Source organism: Klebsiella sp. EMBS2024 (genome assembly GCF_036233805.1).
GTDB classification, from domain to species: Bacteria; Pseudomonadota; Gammaproteobacteria; order Enterobacterales; family Enterobacteriaceae; genus Klebsiella; species Klebsiella pneumoniae.
This window is the reverse complement of record NZ_JAZARW010000001.1, coordinates 2,638,335-2,652,776: the sequence shown is the minus strand read 5'-3', so window position 1 is coordinate 2,652,776 and position 14,442 is coordinate 2,638,335. Positions and strand designations below refer to the sequence as shown.

Genomic DNA, 14,442 nt, shown 5'->3' with positions numbered 1-14,442 from the left:
GNTCGTTGTGAATTTTATGAAATAAATTGCACAAATAATAATCAGGCGCATTATTCATTATGGAAATTTATTTTGTGTGAATGTAAATATCCAGGGAATTATCAACCCAGCTTGCGATAATTAAGGAATGAATAGCTTTCAGCGTACGGGAGATAATAAGGAAATCTCTTCAGCTTGTGCGCATTGGCAGCATAAGTCGCGAGAAGGCGCAGAAGACGAAGATGAAACTGCTGCCTGTGACGCAGGTTAGCGGTATAATGTGATGCGTGTCACGTTTTGAGTGACAATAGTCTGTTGTGTCACGGAGAGGAATGAGATGGAAGAGCAGGCAAAACGCAGCCCGGGAGGGAAACTTGCGCTCTGGGCGTTGTATGCTTTTTGCGGATATTGTGTCTGGGTCATTGTGCGTTACTGGTGGGTAGTGGGAAAAATTCACAGCGTTCCCGGCGCCAGCGTGGAGGGTGATTTTGGAACAACGGCCGGGAAATGGCTTGGCGCCCTGTTGGGCATGCTGGTCCTCGGCGGCATTGGCTCTATTCTCGGCGCGGTCGTCTGGTATACGCGTCCATCCCGCGGCGAGCAGGATCATCAGCGCTAAAATTGCTATGCTCGAGGCTGACCCTCAGATAAAGGAAAGCCTATGGACCTGGTTGACTGGCAGCAACGATTTGAGCGCTGGATACTGACGCACCATGCGCAGGATGACGCCGCACACGATCTGTCCCATTTTCGTCGCGTCTGGGCGACCGCCACTCAGCTGGCCGCGGGGGAGGAAGTCGACCGGCTGGTACTCCTCACGGCCTGCTATTTTCATGACATCGTCAGCTTGCCAAAAAATCATCCGGAGCGAAGTCGATCCTCGATGATGGCCGCCGAGAAAACCCTCGCCATTCTGCAGTCGGCCTTTGCTGATTTTCCTGCGGATCGTTACCCGGCGGTCAGCCATGCCATCGAGGCGCACAGCTTCAGCGCGGCGATCCCACCGCGCACGCTGGAGGCGAAAATAGTTCAGGATGCCGATCGACTCGAGTCGCTGGGAGCCATTGGTCTGGCGAGGGTCTTCGCTGTCGCCGGCGCCCTGAATACCATCTTGTTTGATGCCGAAGATCCTTTTGCTGATCGGCGGGCGCTGGATGACCGCAAATATGCCCTCGACCATTTCCAGTGCAAACTTCTGCGCTTGCCGGAAACCATGCAAACTGACAAGGGGAAAGCGATGGCGCAGCATAATGCCCGTTTTCTCGTCGAATTTATGGCTAAGCTCAGCGCGGAGCTGCAGGGGGAGCCGCTGGCGCTGGATGAAGCGGTTTTGCGCCGCTTTGCACCGCAGGCGTCAACCGACCGGTGATTTATGGTACTCTCTGCCAAAATCGTCCGCGTTGGTTGAGGATATGCCGCAAAAGTTAAGCAAGGAACACAGGTCGTTGTCGTTGGCTGAACAGGCCGGGGAAGACGCTGAGGCGCTGCTGCGTCAGCTGATGACGATCTACGATGTAAAAACGCTGGTTGCCGAACTGGTGAGCGTCGGCGAACAGCACTGGAGCGCGGCGATCCTCAAGCGCGTGGTGGCGCTTGGCCGCGTGGCGGAGCGTTTGCGCCCGCAGGAAGTTGCTCATCTGGCGACGCTCCTGCCTTCGCCGCCGGCCCATCATCCGCACTATGGGTTCCGTTTTATCGATCTGTTTGCCGGTATTGGCGGGATCCGCAGTGGTTTTGAAGCCATCGGCGGGCAGTGCGTTTTCACCAGCGAGTGGAACAAGCACGCGGTACGCACCTATAAGGCCAACTGGTACTGTGATCCGCAGCAGCACCGTTTTAATGAAGATATCCGTGATATTACCCTCAGCCAACGTTCTGACGTTAGCGACGAGGAGGCGGCGCGGCATATTCGTGAATCTATCCCTCAGCATGATGTGCTGCTGGCTGGCTTCCCCTGCCAGCCTTTCTCGCTTGCCGGCGTCTCTAAGAAAAATGCGATGGGCCGTGCGCATGGCTTTGCCTGCGAAACCCAGGGAACGCTGTTTTTTGACGTGGTGAGAATTATCGCGGCTCGTCAGCCAGCGATTTTTGTGCTGGAGAATGTCAAAAACCTCAAAAGCCACGATCAGGGGCGCACCTTCCGTATCATCATGCAGACGCTGGATGAGCTGGGATATGAAGTAGCTGACGCGGGGCATACCGGGCCGGATGACCCGAAGGTGATTGACGGGCGCCATTTCTTGCCTCAGCACCGGGAGCGCATCGTGCTGGTGGGTTTCCGTCGCGATCTGCAGCTGCATGCTGGATTTACGCTGCGCGACATCGCGGCGCAGTACCCGGCGGTGCGGCCAACATTTGGCGAGCTACTGGAGCCGACGGTCGATGCGAAATTTATTCTTACGCCGGTGCTGTGGAAATATCTTTATCGTTATGCCCGCAAGCATCAGGCGCGGGGCAATGGCTTTGGTTATGGCCTGGTTGACCCCGCCAATCCCCACAGCGTGGCCCGGACGCTTTCTGCCCGCTACTATAAAGATGGTGCCGAAATTCTCGTCGATCGCGGCTGGGACCGGCCGCTCGGTGAGAAGCATTTTGACGATCCGCTGAATCAACAGCGGCGCCCTCGCCGGTTAACGCCGCGCGAATGCGCCCGGCTGATGGGCTTTGAATCCCCGCAGGGGGCGCGTTTTCGCATCCCGGTATCGGATACGCAGGCCTATCGTCAGTTTGGCAACTCGGTGGTGGTTCCGGTCTTCGCCGCGGTGGCGAAACTCCTGGCGCCGCGCATCGCTCAGGCGGTGGCGCGCCGCGAAGCGGATGATAATGATGGCGGATGTTCACGATAAAGCGACGCGCAGTAAAAATATGCGGGCGATCGCCACGCGCGATACGGCGATTGAAAAGCGGATAGCGGCGCTGCTGACCGGGGCGGGATTCACCTTTGTCGCCCAGGATCGCGCGCTGCCGGGACGCCCCGATTTCGCCTTACCCGACTACCGCTGCGTTATCTTTACTCACGGCTGTTTCTGGCATCACCATGACTGTTATCTGTTTAAGGTGCCGGCCACCCGCACGGCATTCTGGCTGGACAAAATCGCCGGTAACGTGGCGCGCGACGCCCGCGACCGGCAAAAGCTGGCCGAAGAGGGCTGGCGGGTATTAATCATCTGGGAATGCGCCCTGCGCGGGCGCCTTAGGCTGAGTGATGCGGCGCTCACCGAGCGTCTGGAAGAGTGGATCTGCGGCGCCGGACACGACGCGCAGATCGATACGCAGGGGATCCGCGAACTGACGACTACTTCGACGCCTTACAAGGAGTAGCCTCGCTGCGGACGGGGAAGAGATATTTCCCCAGCGTCACCAGCACTACGGCGAAAATAATCACCGCCAGCGCCAGCCACTCAATGAGCGACAGGCTCTCGCCGCCGAACCCAGTACCGAGGAGCACCGCGACCACCGGATTAACATAGGCGTAGCTGGTGGCGACCGCCGGGGTGACATTGCGGATTAAAAACATGTAGGCGTTAATGGCGATCAGCGAGCCAAAGATGGCCAGATAGGCCAGGGCAGCGATCCCGGACCAGGAAGGGACGCGGGTTAAGGTTTCACCGCTCAGCCATGAGGCCACCAGCAGGACGATCCCGGCGGCGAGCATCTCGATTGCCCCCGCCATCATGCCGGTCGGCAGTACGATTCGCGAACCGTAAACCGAGCCGAAGGCCCAGCTTAGGGAACCAATCAGGATCAGCAGTGCGCCCCAGGGGTTGCCGTTCAGGTTGCCTCCGCTGTTGAGCATCACGATACCCGCAAGGCCAATGGCAATGCCCAGCCACTCCAGTTTACGGGTGGCGATGCCGAAAAAGCGGCTGAAGCATAAGGTGAACAGCGGTACGGTGGCGACCATCACCGCCGCGATGCCGGAGGGGACGTGCTGATGTTCAGCCAGCGTCACGAAGCCGTTGCCAACCGCAAGCAGCAACACGCCGATCAGCGCAGCGTTAAGCAGCGGACGACGCGCCGGTAGCTTATGGCCGGTGGCCAGTAGCCACCCCAGCAACAGCACGCCGGCAGCGAGAAAACGAATGCCGGCCATCATTAGCGGCGGCCAGCTGGCGACCCCGACGGCGATAGCGAAATAGGTAGAGCCCCAGATGATATACAGCGCAAACAGCGCCCCGATGAGCGGTAAAAGCTGACGGGTAGACATACTTCCTCACGACGGTGCAGAGATAGAAAGGGGACATATAGTAAACGTGAAAACTATCGTGCTGGCGAGTGGTTAATTTGCGTCAGGTTGTTAAATTTATATTGACTAATTGTACCTTGGGCACCGGCCGTTTTTTAACGCATACTCGAGGGAGACATTGATGAAAAGAGAAGGAAAATCATTTTGGCAGGAAGTAGTCTTTTAACATTACTTGATGATATCGCCACGCTGCTGGACGATATTTCCGTGATGGGCAAGGTAGCGGCGAAAAAAACGGCGGGGGTGCTGGGCGACGATTTGTCTCTCAATGCCCAACAGGTTACCGGCGTGCGGGCGAATCGCGAGTTGCCCGTGGTCTGGGGAGTGGCGAAAGGGTCGTTCGTTAACAAAGTGATCCTCGTGCCACTGGCTTTGTTGATCAGCGCCTTCATCCCCTGGGCGATTACGCCATTGTTGATGCTGGGCGGCGCGTTTCTCTGTTTCGAAGGGGTGGAGAAGGTACTGCACAGTCTGGAAGCGCGGAAACACAAAGAGGATCCTGAACGGCGGCAGCAGCGTCTCGCCGCGCTGGCGGAGCGCGATCCGCTGGCCTTTGAGCGTGACAAAGTAAAAGGCGCGATTCGCACCGATTTTATTTTGTCCGCGGAAATTGTCGCCATTACCCTCGGCATCGTGGCGGAAGCTCCGCTGCTTAACCAAATCCTTATTCTTTCGGGGATTGCGATTCTGGTCACTATCGGGGTGTATGGCCTGGTGGGGGTGATCGTCAAGCTGGACGACATGGGTTACTGGCTGGCGGAAAAACGTAGTGCGCTGGCGCAGTGGCTGGGTAAAGGGCTCCTGGCCGTCGCTCCCCGCCTGATGAAGGTGTTGTCCATCGTCGGGACGCTGGCCATGTTCCTCGTCGGCGGGGGGATAGTCGTTCACGGTATTGCGCCGCTGCATCATGCCATCGAGCACTGGAGCGCGGGGTTGGGTGGGGTGATGGCCTCCACGCTGCCGGTCGTCGCCAACCTGGTGCTGGGTTTTATCATCGGCGCGGTGGTGCTGGCGGGCGTTAAGGCGGTGAGCAGCCTGCGTGGCGCTGGAAAGTAGCATGGCGAAACGCAGCGTAACGGCGCCGCGTGTTCTACCCTGAAAACGCCCCGGGTATCGACAGAGACCGGGGCGCTGACGCCGCGAGGTTTGCGCAACGTATTGCGAGAGAAAGATGGATAAGCCACTGCGGTTGAAGTTAAAAAAGTGCTACCACCTGGCTCGCCCGGCGCATGTGGTTAACGCTTGTTTTATCGCAGTGGTGTTTTTCTCCACGCTGCTGATCTGGCGTGAAATCAATGACCTGGAAGAGGCCTACGAGGCCAACCAGCGTAACAATCTGTCTAACGTCGCTCATGAAATGGATGGACTGTTGCAGTTCAACATCGACAGAATGATGTTTTTTCGCCATGGGATGCAGGCGGCGCTCGAACAGCCGCTTGATATCGATGTATTGCGTAAGGCCAGCCAACGCTATCTGAGCCAGCGCCATCAGCAGGCCTGGCGGGTGGCGCTACCGAATCGGCGTACGCTGCCGGTGTTTGGCATCTCAGGCAGCGTCGCTGGCCACAACCCTATCCTGCTGGTGGACGATCCGCTGGCGGCTGATGAACTAATGGCGACGCTCGAGCTGGGTTATCTGCTAAATCTGACGCAGCACGATCGCGATTTCGCCGAGCGGATGCAGTATATCTCTCGTAGCGGCTTTTTTACCTCGACCCTGCCGCTGCGGGATGAGTCGCAGGTGATTACGCACTATTCCCAAGCCCTCGGCGCTCCGTGGTTTACCCGCCAGACCCAACGAAATAATCCGGGGCGAGGCGTTATCTGGCAAACCTTTCCTGACGATGACCCGCAGCTGGAAGAGCAGGTGGTCACCGCTTCGATACCGTTGGATTTTGCCGGTTACTGGCGCGGCGTGCTGGCGATGGATTTCTCAGTCAGTGAAATCAAAGCGTTTTTGGTTAGCGCCATGCAGGGGGGACAAGAGGGAGAGTACCAACTTTATGATAGCCATTTGAACCTGCTGGCTTCTTCCGCGCCGGGGAATGTCCTGACCCTGCTGTCCCCGCGCGAGCAGGAGCTGCTGAGCCGCGCGTTTGTCCATGATAACCAGGGAGGGCTGCGTCTGCTGACGCGCTATATCAGCTGGGCCAAACTGCGCAATTTTGACGGCGTGCTGCTGCGGATCCACACTCTGCGGGAAGGCGTCCGCGGGAACTTTGGCACCATCACCATCGCCCTGACCCTGATGTGGGTCCTCTTCACCTTGATGCTGTTGCTCTCCTGGCTGGTGATCCGCCGCATGGTCCGCAACATGAGCGTTCTGCAAACCTCGCTGGAGTGGCAGGCATGGCACGATGCCTTGACTCGCCTGCTCAATCGCGGGGCTCTGTTTGAACAGGCGATGGCGGTAGCCAGCGACTGCCAGCGCAGCGGACGGCCGCTGGCGGTGATCCAGCTCGATCTGGATCATTTTAAGCACATCAACGATCGCTATGGTCATCAGGCGGGGGACAGGGTGCTGTCGATGGTGGCCAGTACGCTGTCCAGCGCGGTTCGGCAGGGCGATCTGCTGGGCAGAGTGGGCGGAGAAGAGTTTTGTATCGTGATGCCGAATACCACCCTGCAGGAAGCGGCGGCGGTGGCGGAGCGATTGCGCCAGCGTATCCAGGGACGGGAAGTCTTTTTGCATAACAACGTGACGCTGCGGGTTAGCGCCTCGTTAGGGGTGAGCGCCAGCGAAGAGCGGGGGGAGTATCAGTTTGAAGCGCTGCAGTCGGTGGCCGATGGGCGACTCTATCTGGCCAAGCAAAATGGGCGTAACCAGGTCTGTTTTCGCAGCGCAGCGTGAGTAAAACGTTTCGATGCCGATTGGCAAAATGAGAATTATCTTAAAGTGATCGCAGGCGATCGCGCTATCGAATGAAACCGGTTTGCGGCTAAGCCTTCTCACATCAGCCTTGCAGCCCGGTCAGTCACCAGGCGCCAACATTCTCAATATTTTGCGTCATGAATATCTCTTGTCATGCAAAATAATTGAGGATAATGTTTCAACGCATCGGATTTCCCGGTGTAACGAATTTTCAAGTGCTTCTTGCATTAGCAAGTTTGATCCCGACTCCTGCGAGTCGGGATTTTTTTCGCCTGCCGCTAACGGTTGGCTTCACTGGCGCTGAAATCGTGAATATCGAGTTCGAATGCCTCCGCCAGCTCACGCCAGGTATGTGACCCGCGGCCATCGATGCTGGCGCGCTGCGGGTCGTCCAGCGTGCGATGGACTTCGCTTTCGCTGATCTCATTTATCGCCGCCAGCAGGGCATCTACGTTGACGTCAAGGTCGTCCCCGGTCTGGCCTGTTAATTGGTGCTTCATCATTACCCCCTCGCTGAGCGTTGCTCAAGCCTCTCTAAGTATAGCCGGTCTAAAAAAGCGCCAGTCACGTGCCGCGACGCTGCGAGTTGCGTGGTTTTGTTCTACACTGGCTGAAAATATAGAGGAGATGATTATGCAGGTGAACGATCGTGTCACGGTGAAGACCGACGGTGGCCCACGTCGATCGGGGGTAGTGCTGGCGATTGAGTCGTTTAGTGAAGGAACGATGTATCTGGTTTCACTGGAAGACTATCCTCTGGGGATCTGGTTTTTTAATGAAATAGGCCACCCGGATGGGATTTTCGTGGAAAAAGAGGTCTCGTAAAACTGAACTGGCGGGAGCGCCGCCAGTTTGTTTCAGCGCATATTTACCTGAATACCGGAGGTGATGTTTTCGGTCAGCCGAACGATATGATAAATCACCTGCTTATTATGCGTTTGTATTTTCTTTTTAATATTGCCTTTATGCGACGATACCGTCTTCGCTTTGATGTTCATTTGCGTTGAGATTTGCGAAGTACCATGCCCGGCCATCCACATTTGCAGCATATTTGATTCTGTTTTACTCAGTGACAATGTCGGTAAAGTTAACTGCCCTACACTGGTGTTTTTGTATTTAAGATAATTAACCAGAATAACATCAAGGTCTTTTGGGGTTATCGATTTTGAACTGATTAGCAGATTCTTCCGTACCCGCAAATAGCGGTCAAAATGGATGTTCGCCAGCGACATAAAGATAACAAACAGCGTCGCCGGGTTTTGCGTAATGATCTGGCGAATAATGCCATTACTTTCATCATCATGCACGAAACAGTCTTCATTCAGAAACACCACCGCCGGGCAACACGACGTACAGTGTTTCTGCAGATCCGCAGCATTGTTGACCTCAACGATTTCCTGTTTTTTAATTCCCCGACTGGTCAGATATCCCGTCAATCCCAACCGGGTATAGCTGCACAAATCCATAATCATCGTTGACATGACCCATCCTCAATCAACACGTAACGATATACACTTCGCACTGGCTGTGCGAAGCAGTCCTTGCGGGCGATAATAATAGTAGGTTTAGAAAGAACCCATTAGCTCCATTAAACTATTCCGCATCTATGCATATAATTTGCCAGGAAAACTCTTAAAGTAAAGTCAAGAACCGGTAGTGTGACCGAATTAAAAACAAAAAGTGCCCATAGATGCTATGGTTACGCGCCCAGTATTATTTTACTTTCAGAATTTCCTTACTTCAAATGAAACCCACGTTAGCGGTTGCTAGCTTGCTCGCTTATCCCTTTGCGGTGGGGGTGGAAGGCTTAACGCTTTAATGCCACAATACTTTTTTATCGGCTTGTGGGATGAATGATGAAAAAGTTATTTTTTGCTGGCATGGTGGTGGCGCTGGCCGGTTGCGTACAGGTTGATCGTTATGAGGACGTGGTTAAAGCGCCGGCGCCGGCTGGCCTTGCAGGTTTCTGGCAAACGAAAGGGCCGCAGAGCGCGATGATGAGTCCTGACGCCATTGCCAGCCTGATTGTCACCAAAGAAGGGGACACCTTCGACTGCCGCCAGTGGCAGCGCGTGATTGCGCAGCCGGGGAAACTGATGAATCGTGACAGTGAGATCTACAACGTGACCGCTTCCCTGGACATCTATCCTGTCGAGCGCGAGGGCAACACGATCTCCTACGATCGGATGACGTTGTCCCGTGTTGAACGTCTCACTCCGGAGTGCGAGAAGGCGTGGGCCAAAGCGCGAGCGACGGGGCCCGTCAGCGCGCCGGCCTCCACGCGCTGAGATTTTGGCGGGCCATAGCTGGCCCGCCCGGCGTCAGGGAACTACAGCACCTCCTCTAATACCCACACGCTCACGCTCCCCCCGTTACAAGTAAAGGTCGCGCAGCCTTCGCCATCGGTTTCGACAATCTCTTCCCGGTTACCGAGAAAATCCCGCCAGCGTTTGTAGCCATAGTTTTCGCCCAGCGTCAGCGTCTTTTCGCCCTCATCGCCATTGGACATGATCACCACGCAGCCTGGATCGTCGTCAGTACCGCTACGACTAAAGGCGATGCAGTTAGGATGATCGAACCAAAGGGTTTGCACGCCATGGGCAAAACGCTGACGGGCGTCGATCAGCTCGTGGAGTTGTTCGATAACGGGCATCTCAATGGCATATGTCTCTCCGTCGCCGCCGGTATCCTCATAGGAAGCGCCGAAGAGATCGGCATAAAAGACCGAGGGCACGCCATTCTCCCGCAGCAGGATCAGCGCATAGGCGAGGGGCTTGAACCAGGGTTCAACCGGCGCCTCGAGGGCCTGCAGCGGCTGCGTATCATGATTGGTGACCAGAGTGACGGCATGGAAAGGGTCGGCTTCGACCAGCGTCCCGCTGAAAATCTGGCTCATGTCATAATCGCGGCCCTGGCGCGACGCTTCATGAAATTTCATCTGCAGTGGGGCATCAAACAGCATCGTTTTGCCCTCGACCAGGTCGATATACTGCTGGAGCTTCTCCACTTCATGGGACCAGTATTCCGCTACAATAAACAGCGGCTGCGGGGCCACCTCCTGAACATGCTCGATCCACGCTTTATAAAACCAGGCGGGGATATGCTTGACCGCGTCAAGACGAAAACCGTCGCAGCCGGTCTGCTCCATTACCCAGCGCGCCCAGTATTTGATCTCCTCGGTCACTGCATGATTGCGGAAATCGATATTGGCGCCCATCAGATAGTCAAAGTTGCCGAGCTCATCATCGACCTGTTCATTCCAGCCTTCGCCGGTGTAATCGTTGACGATTTTAAACACACCGTCTTCCGTCGGGTTCTCGATGTGGTCAATGCCGCTAAAACATTTGTAGTCCCAGACAAACTGCGAATACTGTCCGGCGCGCACCGGGAAGGTGTAGCGCGTCCATGCCTCGCACTCAATGATCTCCTCGTCAATTTGCGTACGATCCTGCTCATCGACGCGCTGAACGCGCAGAGCCTCTTTTTCATCAGCGCCCATTTTATGGTTGACCACCACATCCAGCAGCACGGCGATATTGTGCTCCTTCAGGGCGTTGATCGCCGCCAGCAACTGCGCTTTGTCGCCATATTTGGTGGCGACAGACCCTTTTTGATCAAACTCGCCGAGGTCAAAGAGATCGTAGGTATCATAGCCGACGGAGTAACCGCCCGAGGCGCCTTTGTAGGCGGGTGGCAACCAGACCATATTGATGCCGATTTCATTCAGGCTGGGCGCCAGCGCTTCGACCTCAGGCCACAGCTCGCCGCCGGTGGGGTAGTACCAGTGAAAACATTGCAATAAGGTGGGGTTTTTCATCTTCCATGCTCCAGACGTCAACAGGCTGACCTTAGCAGTATGGGAGATATCCAGCAAAAAGGGTGAGGAAAGCCCTGATTTTCGCTATACCCTAAAGCGGATCATATATAATAAATTTGCATAAGATGTAGCGTAACGATGTTGGTGTCAGGGCGTTAAGCGCCTTACACTACAGGAAAATCCTAACCTTCGGGGTATCTATGAAATTAGCACTTCTGGGTCGTCAGGCGATGATGGGCGCGATGGCCGTTGTTTTGATGGCTGGCGTCAGCGTGAAAACTTTTGCGGCGGAAAACCTGCTCAATCAGATTAAAGAGCGCGGCACCCTACGCGTGGGCCTCGAAGGCACCTACCCTCCCTTTAGTTTTCAGGGGGATGACGGCAAGCTGACCGGGTTTGAAGTGGAATTCGCTAACGAACTGGCGAAACATCTTGGCGTGAAGGCCGATCTCAAACCGACCAAGTGGGACGGTATGCTGGCCTCGTTGGACTCCAAGCGTATCGACGTGGTGATTAACCAGGTCACTATCTCTGACGAACGTAAGAAGAAATACGATTTCTCCACCCCATATACCGTCTCCGGCGTGCAGGCGCTGGTGAAGAAGGGTAACGAAGGCGTAATTAAAACCGCGGCGGATCTGAAAGGCAAGAAAGTGGGCGTCGGACTGGGCACTAACTATGAAGAGTGGCTGCGTCAGAATGTCCAGGGCGTGGACGTCCGTACCTATGATGACGATCCCACCAAATACCAGGATCTGCGTGTAGGCCGTATTGACGCCATTCTGGTAGACCGTCTGGCGGCGTTGGATCTGGTGAAGAAAACCAACAATACGCTGGCGGTAACCGGCGAAGCCTTCTCTCGTCAGGAAGCTGGCGTTGCGCTGCGTAAAGGCAACGACGACCTGCTGAAAGCGGTAGATGGCGCGATTGCAGACATGCAGAAAGATGGCAGCCTGAAGGCGCTGTCCGAGAAATGGTTTGGCGCTGACGTGACGAAATAACGGACAGCGGTGAAAAAAGGCGCTCCTGGAAGCGCCTTTTTTTATTTAGCGCGTAACTGTGTGCATAATGAAGCATAACTGAGTCAGGAGGGGCCATGTCACTGCAAAACTTAACCCGCTTTCCGCGCCTGGAATTGATCGGCGCGCCGACGCCGCTGGAGTATCTCCCGCGTCTGTCCGATCACCTTGGGCGCGAAATTTTAATTAAACGTGATGATACGACGCCGCTGGCGATGGGGGGCAACAAACTGCGTAAGCTGGAGTTTCTCGCCGCCGATGCGCTGCGCGAGGGCGCGGATACCTTAATCACCGCCGGCGCGATCCAGTCTAACCATGTGCGTCAGACGGCGGCAGTCGCTGCGAAACTGGGACTGCATTGCGTGGCGCTACTGGAAAATCCCATCGGCACCCGGGCGGAGAACTATCTGAGCAATGGCAACCGTCTGCTGCTGGATCTCTTTAACACCCAGGTTGAGATGTGTGATGCCCTGACCGATCCCGCCGCCCAGCTCGATGAGCTGGCGACCCGCATTGAGGCGCAGGGGTATCGTCCGTATGTTATTCCGGTCGGCGGCTCCAATGCCCTCGGCGCGTTAGGCTATGTGGAAAGCGCACTGGAAATCAGCCAGCAGTGCGAAGACGCGGTGGCGATCTCGTCAGTCGTGGTCGCCTCCGGCAGCGCCGGCACCCATGCCGGATTGGCGGTCGGCCTTGAACAGCTGATGCCGCAGGCGGAACTGATTGGGGTGACCGTGTCGCGCTCGGTCGCTGACCAGTTGCCGAAAGTGGAGGCGCTGCAGCGGGCCGTGGCCAACAGTCTCGAGCTACAGGCGAAGGCTGAAATTATACTGTGGGATGACTACTTTGCCCCAGGATACGGTACGCCAAACGAAGATGGGATGGCCGCAGTGAAGCTGCTGGCGCAGCTGGAAGGTATTTTGCTCGACCCGGTCTATACCGGCAAAGCGATGGCCGGGCTTATCGACGGCATCACGCAGAAGCGCTTTAAGGATGAAGGGCCGATACTGTTCGTCCACACCGGCGGAGCGCCGGCGCTGTTTGCCTATCATCCTCACCTCTAATACAGAAACGACAGCATGCAAGAAAGTATCCAACTGGTCATTGATTCCGCCCCTTTTCTGCTGAAAGGGGCCGTCTTTACGCTGCAGCTGAGCATTGGCGGGATGTTTTTCGGCCTGGTGCTGGGCTTTATCCTGGCGCTGATGCGCATGTCGCCAGTCTGGCCGGTAAAATGGCTGGCGCGCATGTATATCTCCATTTTCCGCGGCACGCCGCTTATCGCCCAGCTGTTTATGATCTACTACGGCTTGCCGCAGTTCGGCATTGAGCTTGACCCGATCCCGGCGGCGATGATCGGCCTGTCGTTGAATACTGCGGCCTATGCGGCGGAAACGCTGCGCGCGGCCATCGCCTCGATTGATAAAGGGCAATGGGAAGCGGCGGCCAGTATCGGTATGACGCCCTGGCAGACGATGCGTCGGGCCATTTTACCCCAGGCGGCGCGGGTCGCTTTGCCGCCGCTGTCGAACAGTTTTATCAGCCTGGTAAAAGATACCTCGCTGGCGGCAACGATCCAGGTGCCGGAGCTGTTTCGTCAGGCGCAGCTAATCACCTCGCGAACCCTGGAGGTCTTCACCATGTATCTGGCGGCCTCCCTGATCTACTGGGTAATGGCGACAGTGCTCTCCTCGCTGCAGAATTATTTTGAAAACCAGCTGAACCGCCAGGAGCGTGATCCGAAATGAGTGCGATAGAAGTGAAAAGCCTGGTAAAAAAATTCCATGGCCAGACGGTGCTCCATGGTATCGACCTGGAGGTACAGAAAGGGGAAGTGGTGGCGATCATCGGCCCCAGCGGCTCGGGCAAAACCACCCTGCTGCGTAGCATCAACCTGCTGGAGCAACCGGAGAGCGGCACTATCCGCGTCGGCGATGTGACGATCGACGCCGGTCGCAGCCTCGGGCCGCAGAAAGGGCTCATTCGCCAGCTGCGCCAGCACGTCGGCTTTGTCTTCCAGAACTTTAATCTGTTTCCCCACCGTACGGTGCTGGAGAACATTATTGAAGGGCCGGTCATCGTAAAAGGTGAAGATAAGCAGGAGTCCATGGCGCGGGCGCGCGAACTGCTGGCGAAGGTGGGGCTCAGCGGAAAAGAGAATAGCTATCCGCGCCGTCTCTCCGGCGGGCAGCAGCAGCGAGTGGCTATTGCCCGCGCGCTGGCTATGCGTCCGGACGTGATCCTGTTTGATGAACCCACCTCGGCTCTCGATCCTGAGTTGGTGGGGGAGGTGCTCAACACCATCCGTCAGCTGGCGCAGGAAAAACGCACCATGGTGATCGTGACCCATGAAATGAGTTTCGCCCGCGACGTAGCCGATCGGGCGATATTTATGGATCAGGGACGCATTGTCGAACAAGGCGAGGCAAAAGCGTTGTTCGCTTCGCCCCAGCAGCCGCGTACCCGTCAGTTCCTTGAAAAATTCCTGATGCAGTAAAGCATGGGCTGG

Annotated in this window: 16 protein-coding genes; 12 read left to right on the top strand and 4 right to left on the bottom strand. The window is 56.2% G+C overall.

The window, feature by feature from the left end; genetic code table 11:
* The first annotated feature begins 316 nt into the window (after positions 1 to 316).
* From drpB to VZP09_RS12265, 4 genes are all read left to right on the top strand, one after another.
* Positions 317 to 598, top strand: a complete 282-nt coding sequence (gene drpB, locus VZP09_RS12280) for a cell division protein DrpB (protein WP_004151461.1) — start codon at positions 317 to 319, stop codon at positions 596 to 598.
* A gap of 42 nt (positions 599 to 640) precedes the next feature.
* Positions 641 to 1,348, top strand: coding sequence for a phosphohydrolase (locus tag VZP09_RS12275; protein WP_002911594.1), 708 nt, complete (start codon positions 641 to 643; stop codon positions 1,346 to 1,348).
* 76 nt (positions 1,349 to 1,424) lie between these two features.
* Positions 1,425 to 2,825 (top strand): DNA cytosine methyltransferase, encoded by a 1,401-nt coding sequence (locus VZP09_RS12270; RefSeq protein ID WP_004175390.1) that lies wholly within the window; start codon positions 1,425 to 1,427, stop codon positions 2,823 to 2,825.
* Positions 2,806 to 3,300: a very short patch repair endonuclease gene (locus VZP09_RS12265; RefSeq protein ID WP_015874955.1), complete on the top strand. Its 495-nt coding sequence runs from the start codon at positions 2,806 to 2,808 to the stop codon at positions 3,298 to 3,300. Before VZP09_RS12270 ends, VZP09_RS12265 begins: the two co-directional genes overlap by 20 nt.
* On the opposite strand, the gene yedA is transcribed toward VZP09_RS12265, so the two are convergent.
* Positions 3,275 to 4,186, bottom strand: coding sequence for a drug/metabolite exporter YedA (gene yedA, locus VZP09_RS12260; RefSeq protein WP_016529443.1), 912 nt, complete (start codon positions 4,184 to 4,186; stop codon positions 3,275 to 3,277). The two genes, VZP09_RS12265 and yedA, sit on opposite strands and share 26 nt — an antisense overlap.
* A 183-nt stretch (positions 4,187 to 4,369) precedes the next feature.
* Here yedA and VZP09_RS12255 point away from each other — a divergent pair, with 183 nt between their 5' ends.
* Entirely contained in the window at positions 4,370 to 5,281 is a 912-nt protein-coding gene (locus tag VZP09_RS12255; RefSeq protein ID WP_002911591.1) for a DUF808 domain-containing protein, read from the top strand.
* A gap of 115 nt (positions 5,282 to 5,396) precedes the next feature.
* Positions 5,397 to 7,076 (top strand): cellulose biosynthesis regulator diguanylate cyclase DgcQ, encoded by a 1,680-nt coding sequence (gene dgcQ / locus VZP09_RS12250; protein WP_328795173.1) that lies wholly within the window; start codon positions 5,397 to 5,399, stop codon positions 7,074 to 7,076.
* A gap of 299 nt (positions 7,077 to 7,375) precedes the next feature.
* On the opposite strand, the gene VZP09_RS12245 is transcribed toward dgcQ, so the two are convergent.
* Positions 7,376 to 7,597, bottom strand: coding sequence for a YodD family protein (locus VZP09_RS12245; protein ID WP_002911589.1), 222 nt, complete (start codon positions 7,595 to 7,597; stop codon positions 7,376 to 7,378).
* A 133-nt stretch (positions 7,598 to 7,730) separates the two neighbouring features.
* Between VZP09_RS12245 and dsrB the strand changes: the two genes are divergently transcribed.
* Positions 7,731 to 7,922, top strand: a complete 192-nt coding sequence (dsrB, locus tag VZP09_RS12240; protein WP_002911586.1) for a protein DsrB — start codon at positions 7,731 to 7,733, stop codon at positions 7,920 to 7,922.
* Between the two features lie 32 nt (positions 7,923 to 7,954).
* Here the strand turns inward: dsrB and rcsA are convergent, their stop codons facing one another.
* The gene (rcsA, locus tag VZP09_RS12235) at positions 7,955 to 8,578 is read right to left on the bottom strand and encodes a transcriptional regulator RcsA (protein ID WP_004180447.1); all 624 of its coding nucleotides are present in this window, start codon (positions 8,576 to 8,578) and stop codon (positions 7,955 to 7,957) included.
* A gap of 372 nt (positions 8,579 to 8,950) precedes the next feature.
* Between rcsA and yedD the strand changes: the two genes are divergently transcribed.
* Positions 8,951 to 9,385, top strand: a complete 435-nt coding sequence (gene yedD, locus VZP09_RS12230) for a lipoprotein YedD (protein WP_004189223.1) — start codon at positions 8,951 to 8,953, stop codon at positions 9,383 to 9,385.
* A 41-nt stretch (positions 9,386 to 9,426) separates the two neighbouring features.
* On the opposite strand, the gene amyA is transcribed toward yedD, so the two are convergent.
* Entirely contained in the window at positions 9,427 to 10,914 is a 1,488-nt protein-coding gene (amyA, locus tag VZP09_RS12225; RefSeq protein WP_004899206.1) for an alpha-amylase, read from the bottom strand.
* Positions 10,915 to 11,114: 200 nt separating this feature from the next.
* Between amyA and tcyJ the strand changes: the two genes are divergently transcribed.
* The 4 genes from tcyJ (at position 11,115) to tcyN (ending at position 14,430) form a co-directional block, all read left to right on the top strand.
* Positions 11,115 to 11,915 carry a cystine ABC transporter substrate-binding protein gene (tcyJ, locus tag VZP09_RS12220; RefSeq protein ID WP_004141135.1) on the top strand — a complete coding sequence of 267 codons (801 nt, stop codon included), beginning with the start codon at positions 11,115 to 11,117 and terminating at the stop codon, positions 11,913 to 11,915.
* Between the two features lie 95 nt (positions 11,916 to 12,010).
* Complete coding sequence (gene dcyD / locus VZP09_RS12215) at positions 12,011 to 12,997, top strand: D-cysteine desulfhydrase (RefSeq protein ID WP_328795172.1); 987 nt, start codon at positions 12,011 to 12,013, stop codon at positions 12,995 to 12,997.
* 15 nt (positions 12,998 to 13,012) lie between these two features.
* Positions 13,013 to 13,681, top strand: a complete 669-nt coding sequence (gene tcyL / locus VZP09_RS12210) for a cystine ABC transporter permease (protein ID WP_002911547.1) — start codon at positions 13,013 to 13,015, stop codon at positions 13,679 to 13,681.
* Complete coding sequence (tcyN, locus tag VZP09_RS12205) at positions 13,678 to 14,430, top strand: L-cystine ABC transporter ATP-binding protein TcyN (RefSeq protein ID WP_004151455.1); 753 nt, start codon at positions 13,678 to 13,680, stop codon at positions 14,428 to 14,430. The genes tcyL and tcyN overlap by 4 nt, the downstream gene beginning before the upstream one ends.
* Positions 14,431 to 14,442 lie beyond the last annotated feature (12 nt).

Coding starts and splice junctions, on each gene's coding strand:
- yedD (WP_004189223.1), top strand. CDS start 8,951: ATGATGAAAAAGTTATTTTTTGCTGGCATGGTGGTGGCGCTGGCCGGT.
- yedA (WP_016529443.1), bottom strand. CDS start 4,186: ATGTCTACCCGTCAGCTTTTACCGCTCATCGGGGCGCTGTTTGCGCTG.
- VZP09_RS12245 (WP_002911589.1), bottom strand. CDS start 7,597: ATGAAGCACCAATTAACAGGCCAGACCGGGGACGACCTTGACGTCAAC.
- tcyN (WP_004151455.1), top strand. CDS start 13,678: ATGAGTGCGATAGAAGTGAAAAGCCTGGTAAAAAAATTCCATGGCCAG.
- dcyD (WP_328795172.1), top strand. CDS start 12,011: ATGTCACTGCAAAACTTAACCCGCTTTCCGCGCCTGGAATTGATCGGC.
- tcyJ (WP_004141135.1), top strand. CDS start 11,115: ATGAAATTAGCACTTCTGGGTCGTCAGGCGATGATGGGCGCGATGGCC.
- dgcQ (WP_328795173.1), top strand. CDS start 5,397: ATGGATAAGCCACTGCGGTTGAAGTTAAAAAAGTGCTACCACCTGGCT.
- VZP09_RS12275 (WP_002911594.1), top strand. CDS start 641: ATGGACCTGGTTGACTGGCAGCAACGATTTGAGCGCTGGATACTGACG.
- VZP09_RS12265 (WP_015874955.1), top strand. CDS start 2,806: ATGGCGGATGTTCACGATAAAGCGACGCGCAGTAAAAATATGCGGGCG.
- drpB (WP_004151461.1), top strand. CDS start 317: ATGGAAGAGCAGGCAAAACGCAGCCCGGGAGGGAAACTTGCGCTCTGG.
- amyA (WP_004899206.1), bottom strand. CDS start 10,914: ATGAAAAACCCCACCTTATTGCAATGTTTTCACTGGTACTACCCCACC.
- tcyL (WP_002911547.1), top strand. CDS start 13,013: ATGCAAGAAAGTATCCAACTGGTCATTGATTCCGCCCCTTTTCTGCTG.
- rcsA (WP_004180447.1), bottom strand. CDS start 8,578: ATGTCAACGATGATTATGGATTTGTGCAGCTATACCCGGTTGGGATTG.
- dsrB (WP_002911586.1), top strand. CDS start 7,731: ATGCAGGTGAACGATCGTGTCACGGTGAAGACCGACGGTGGCCCACGT.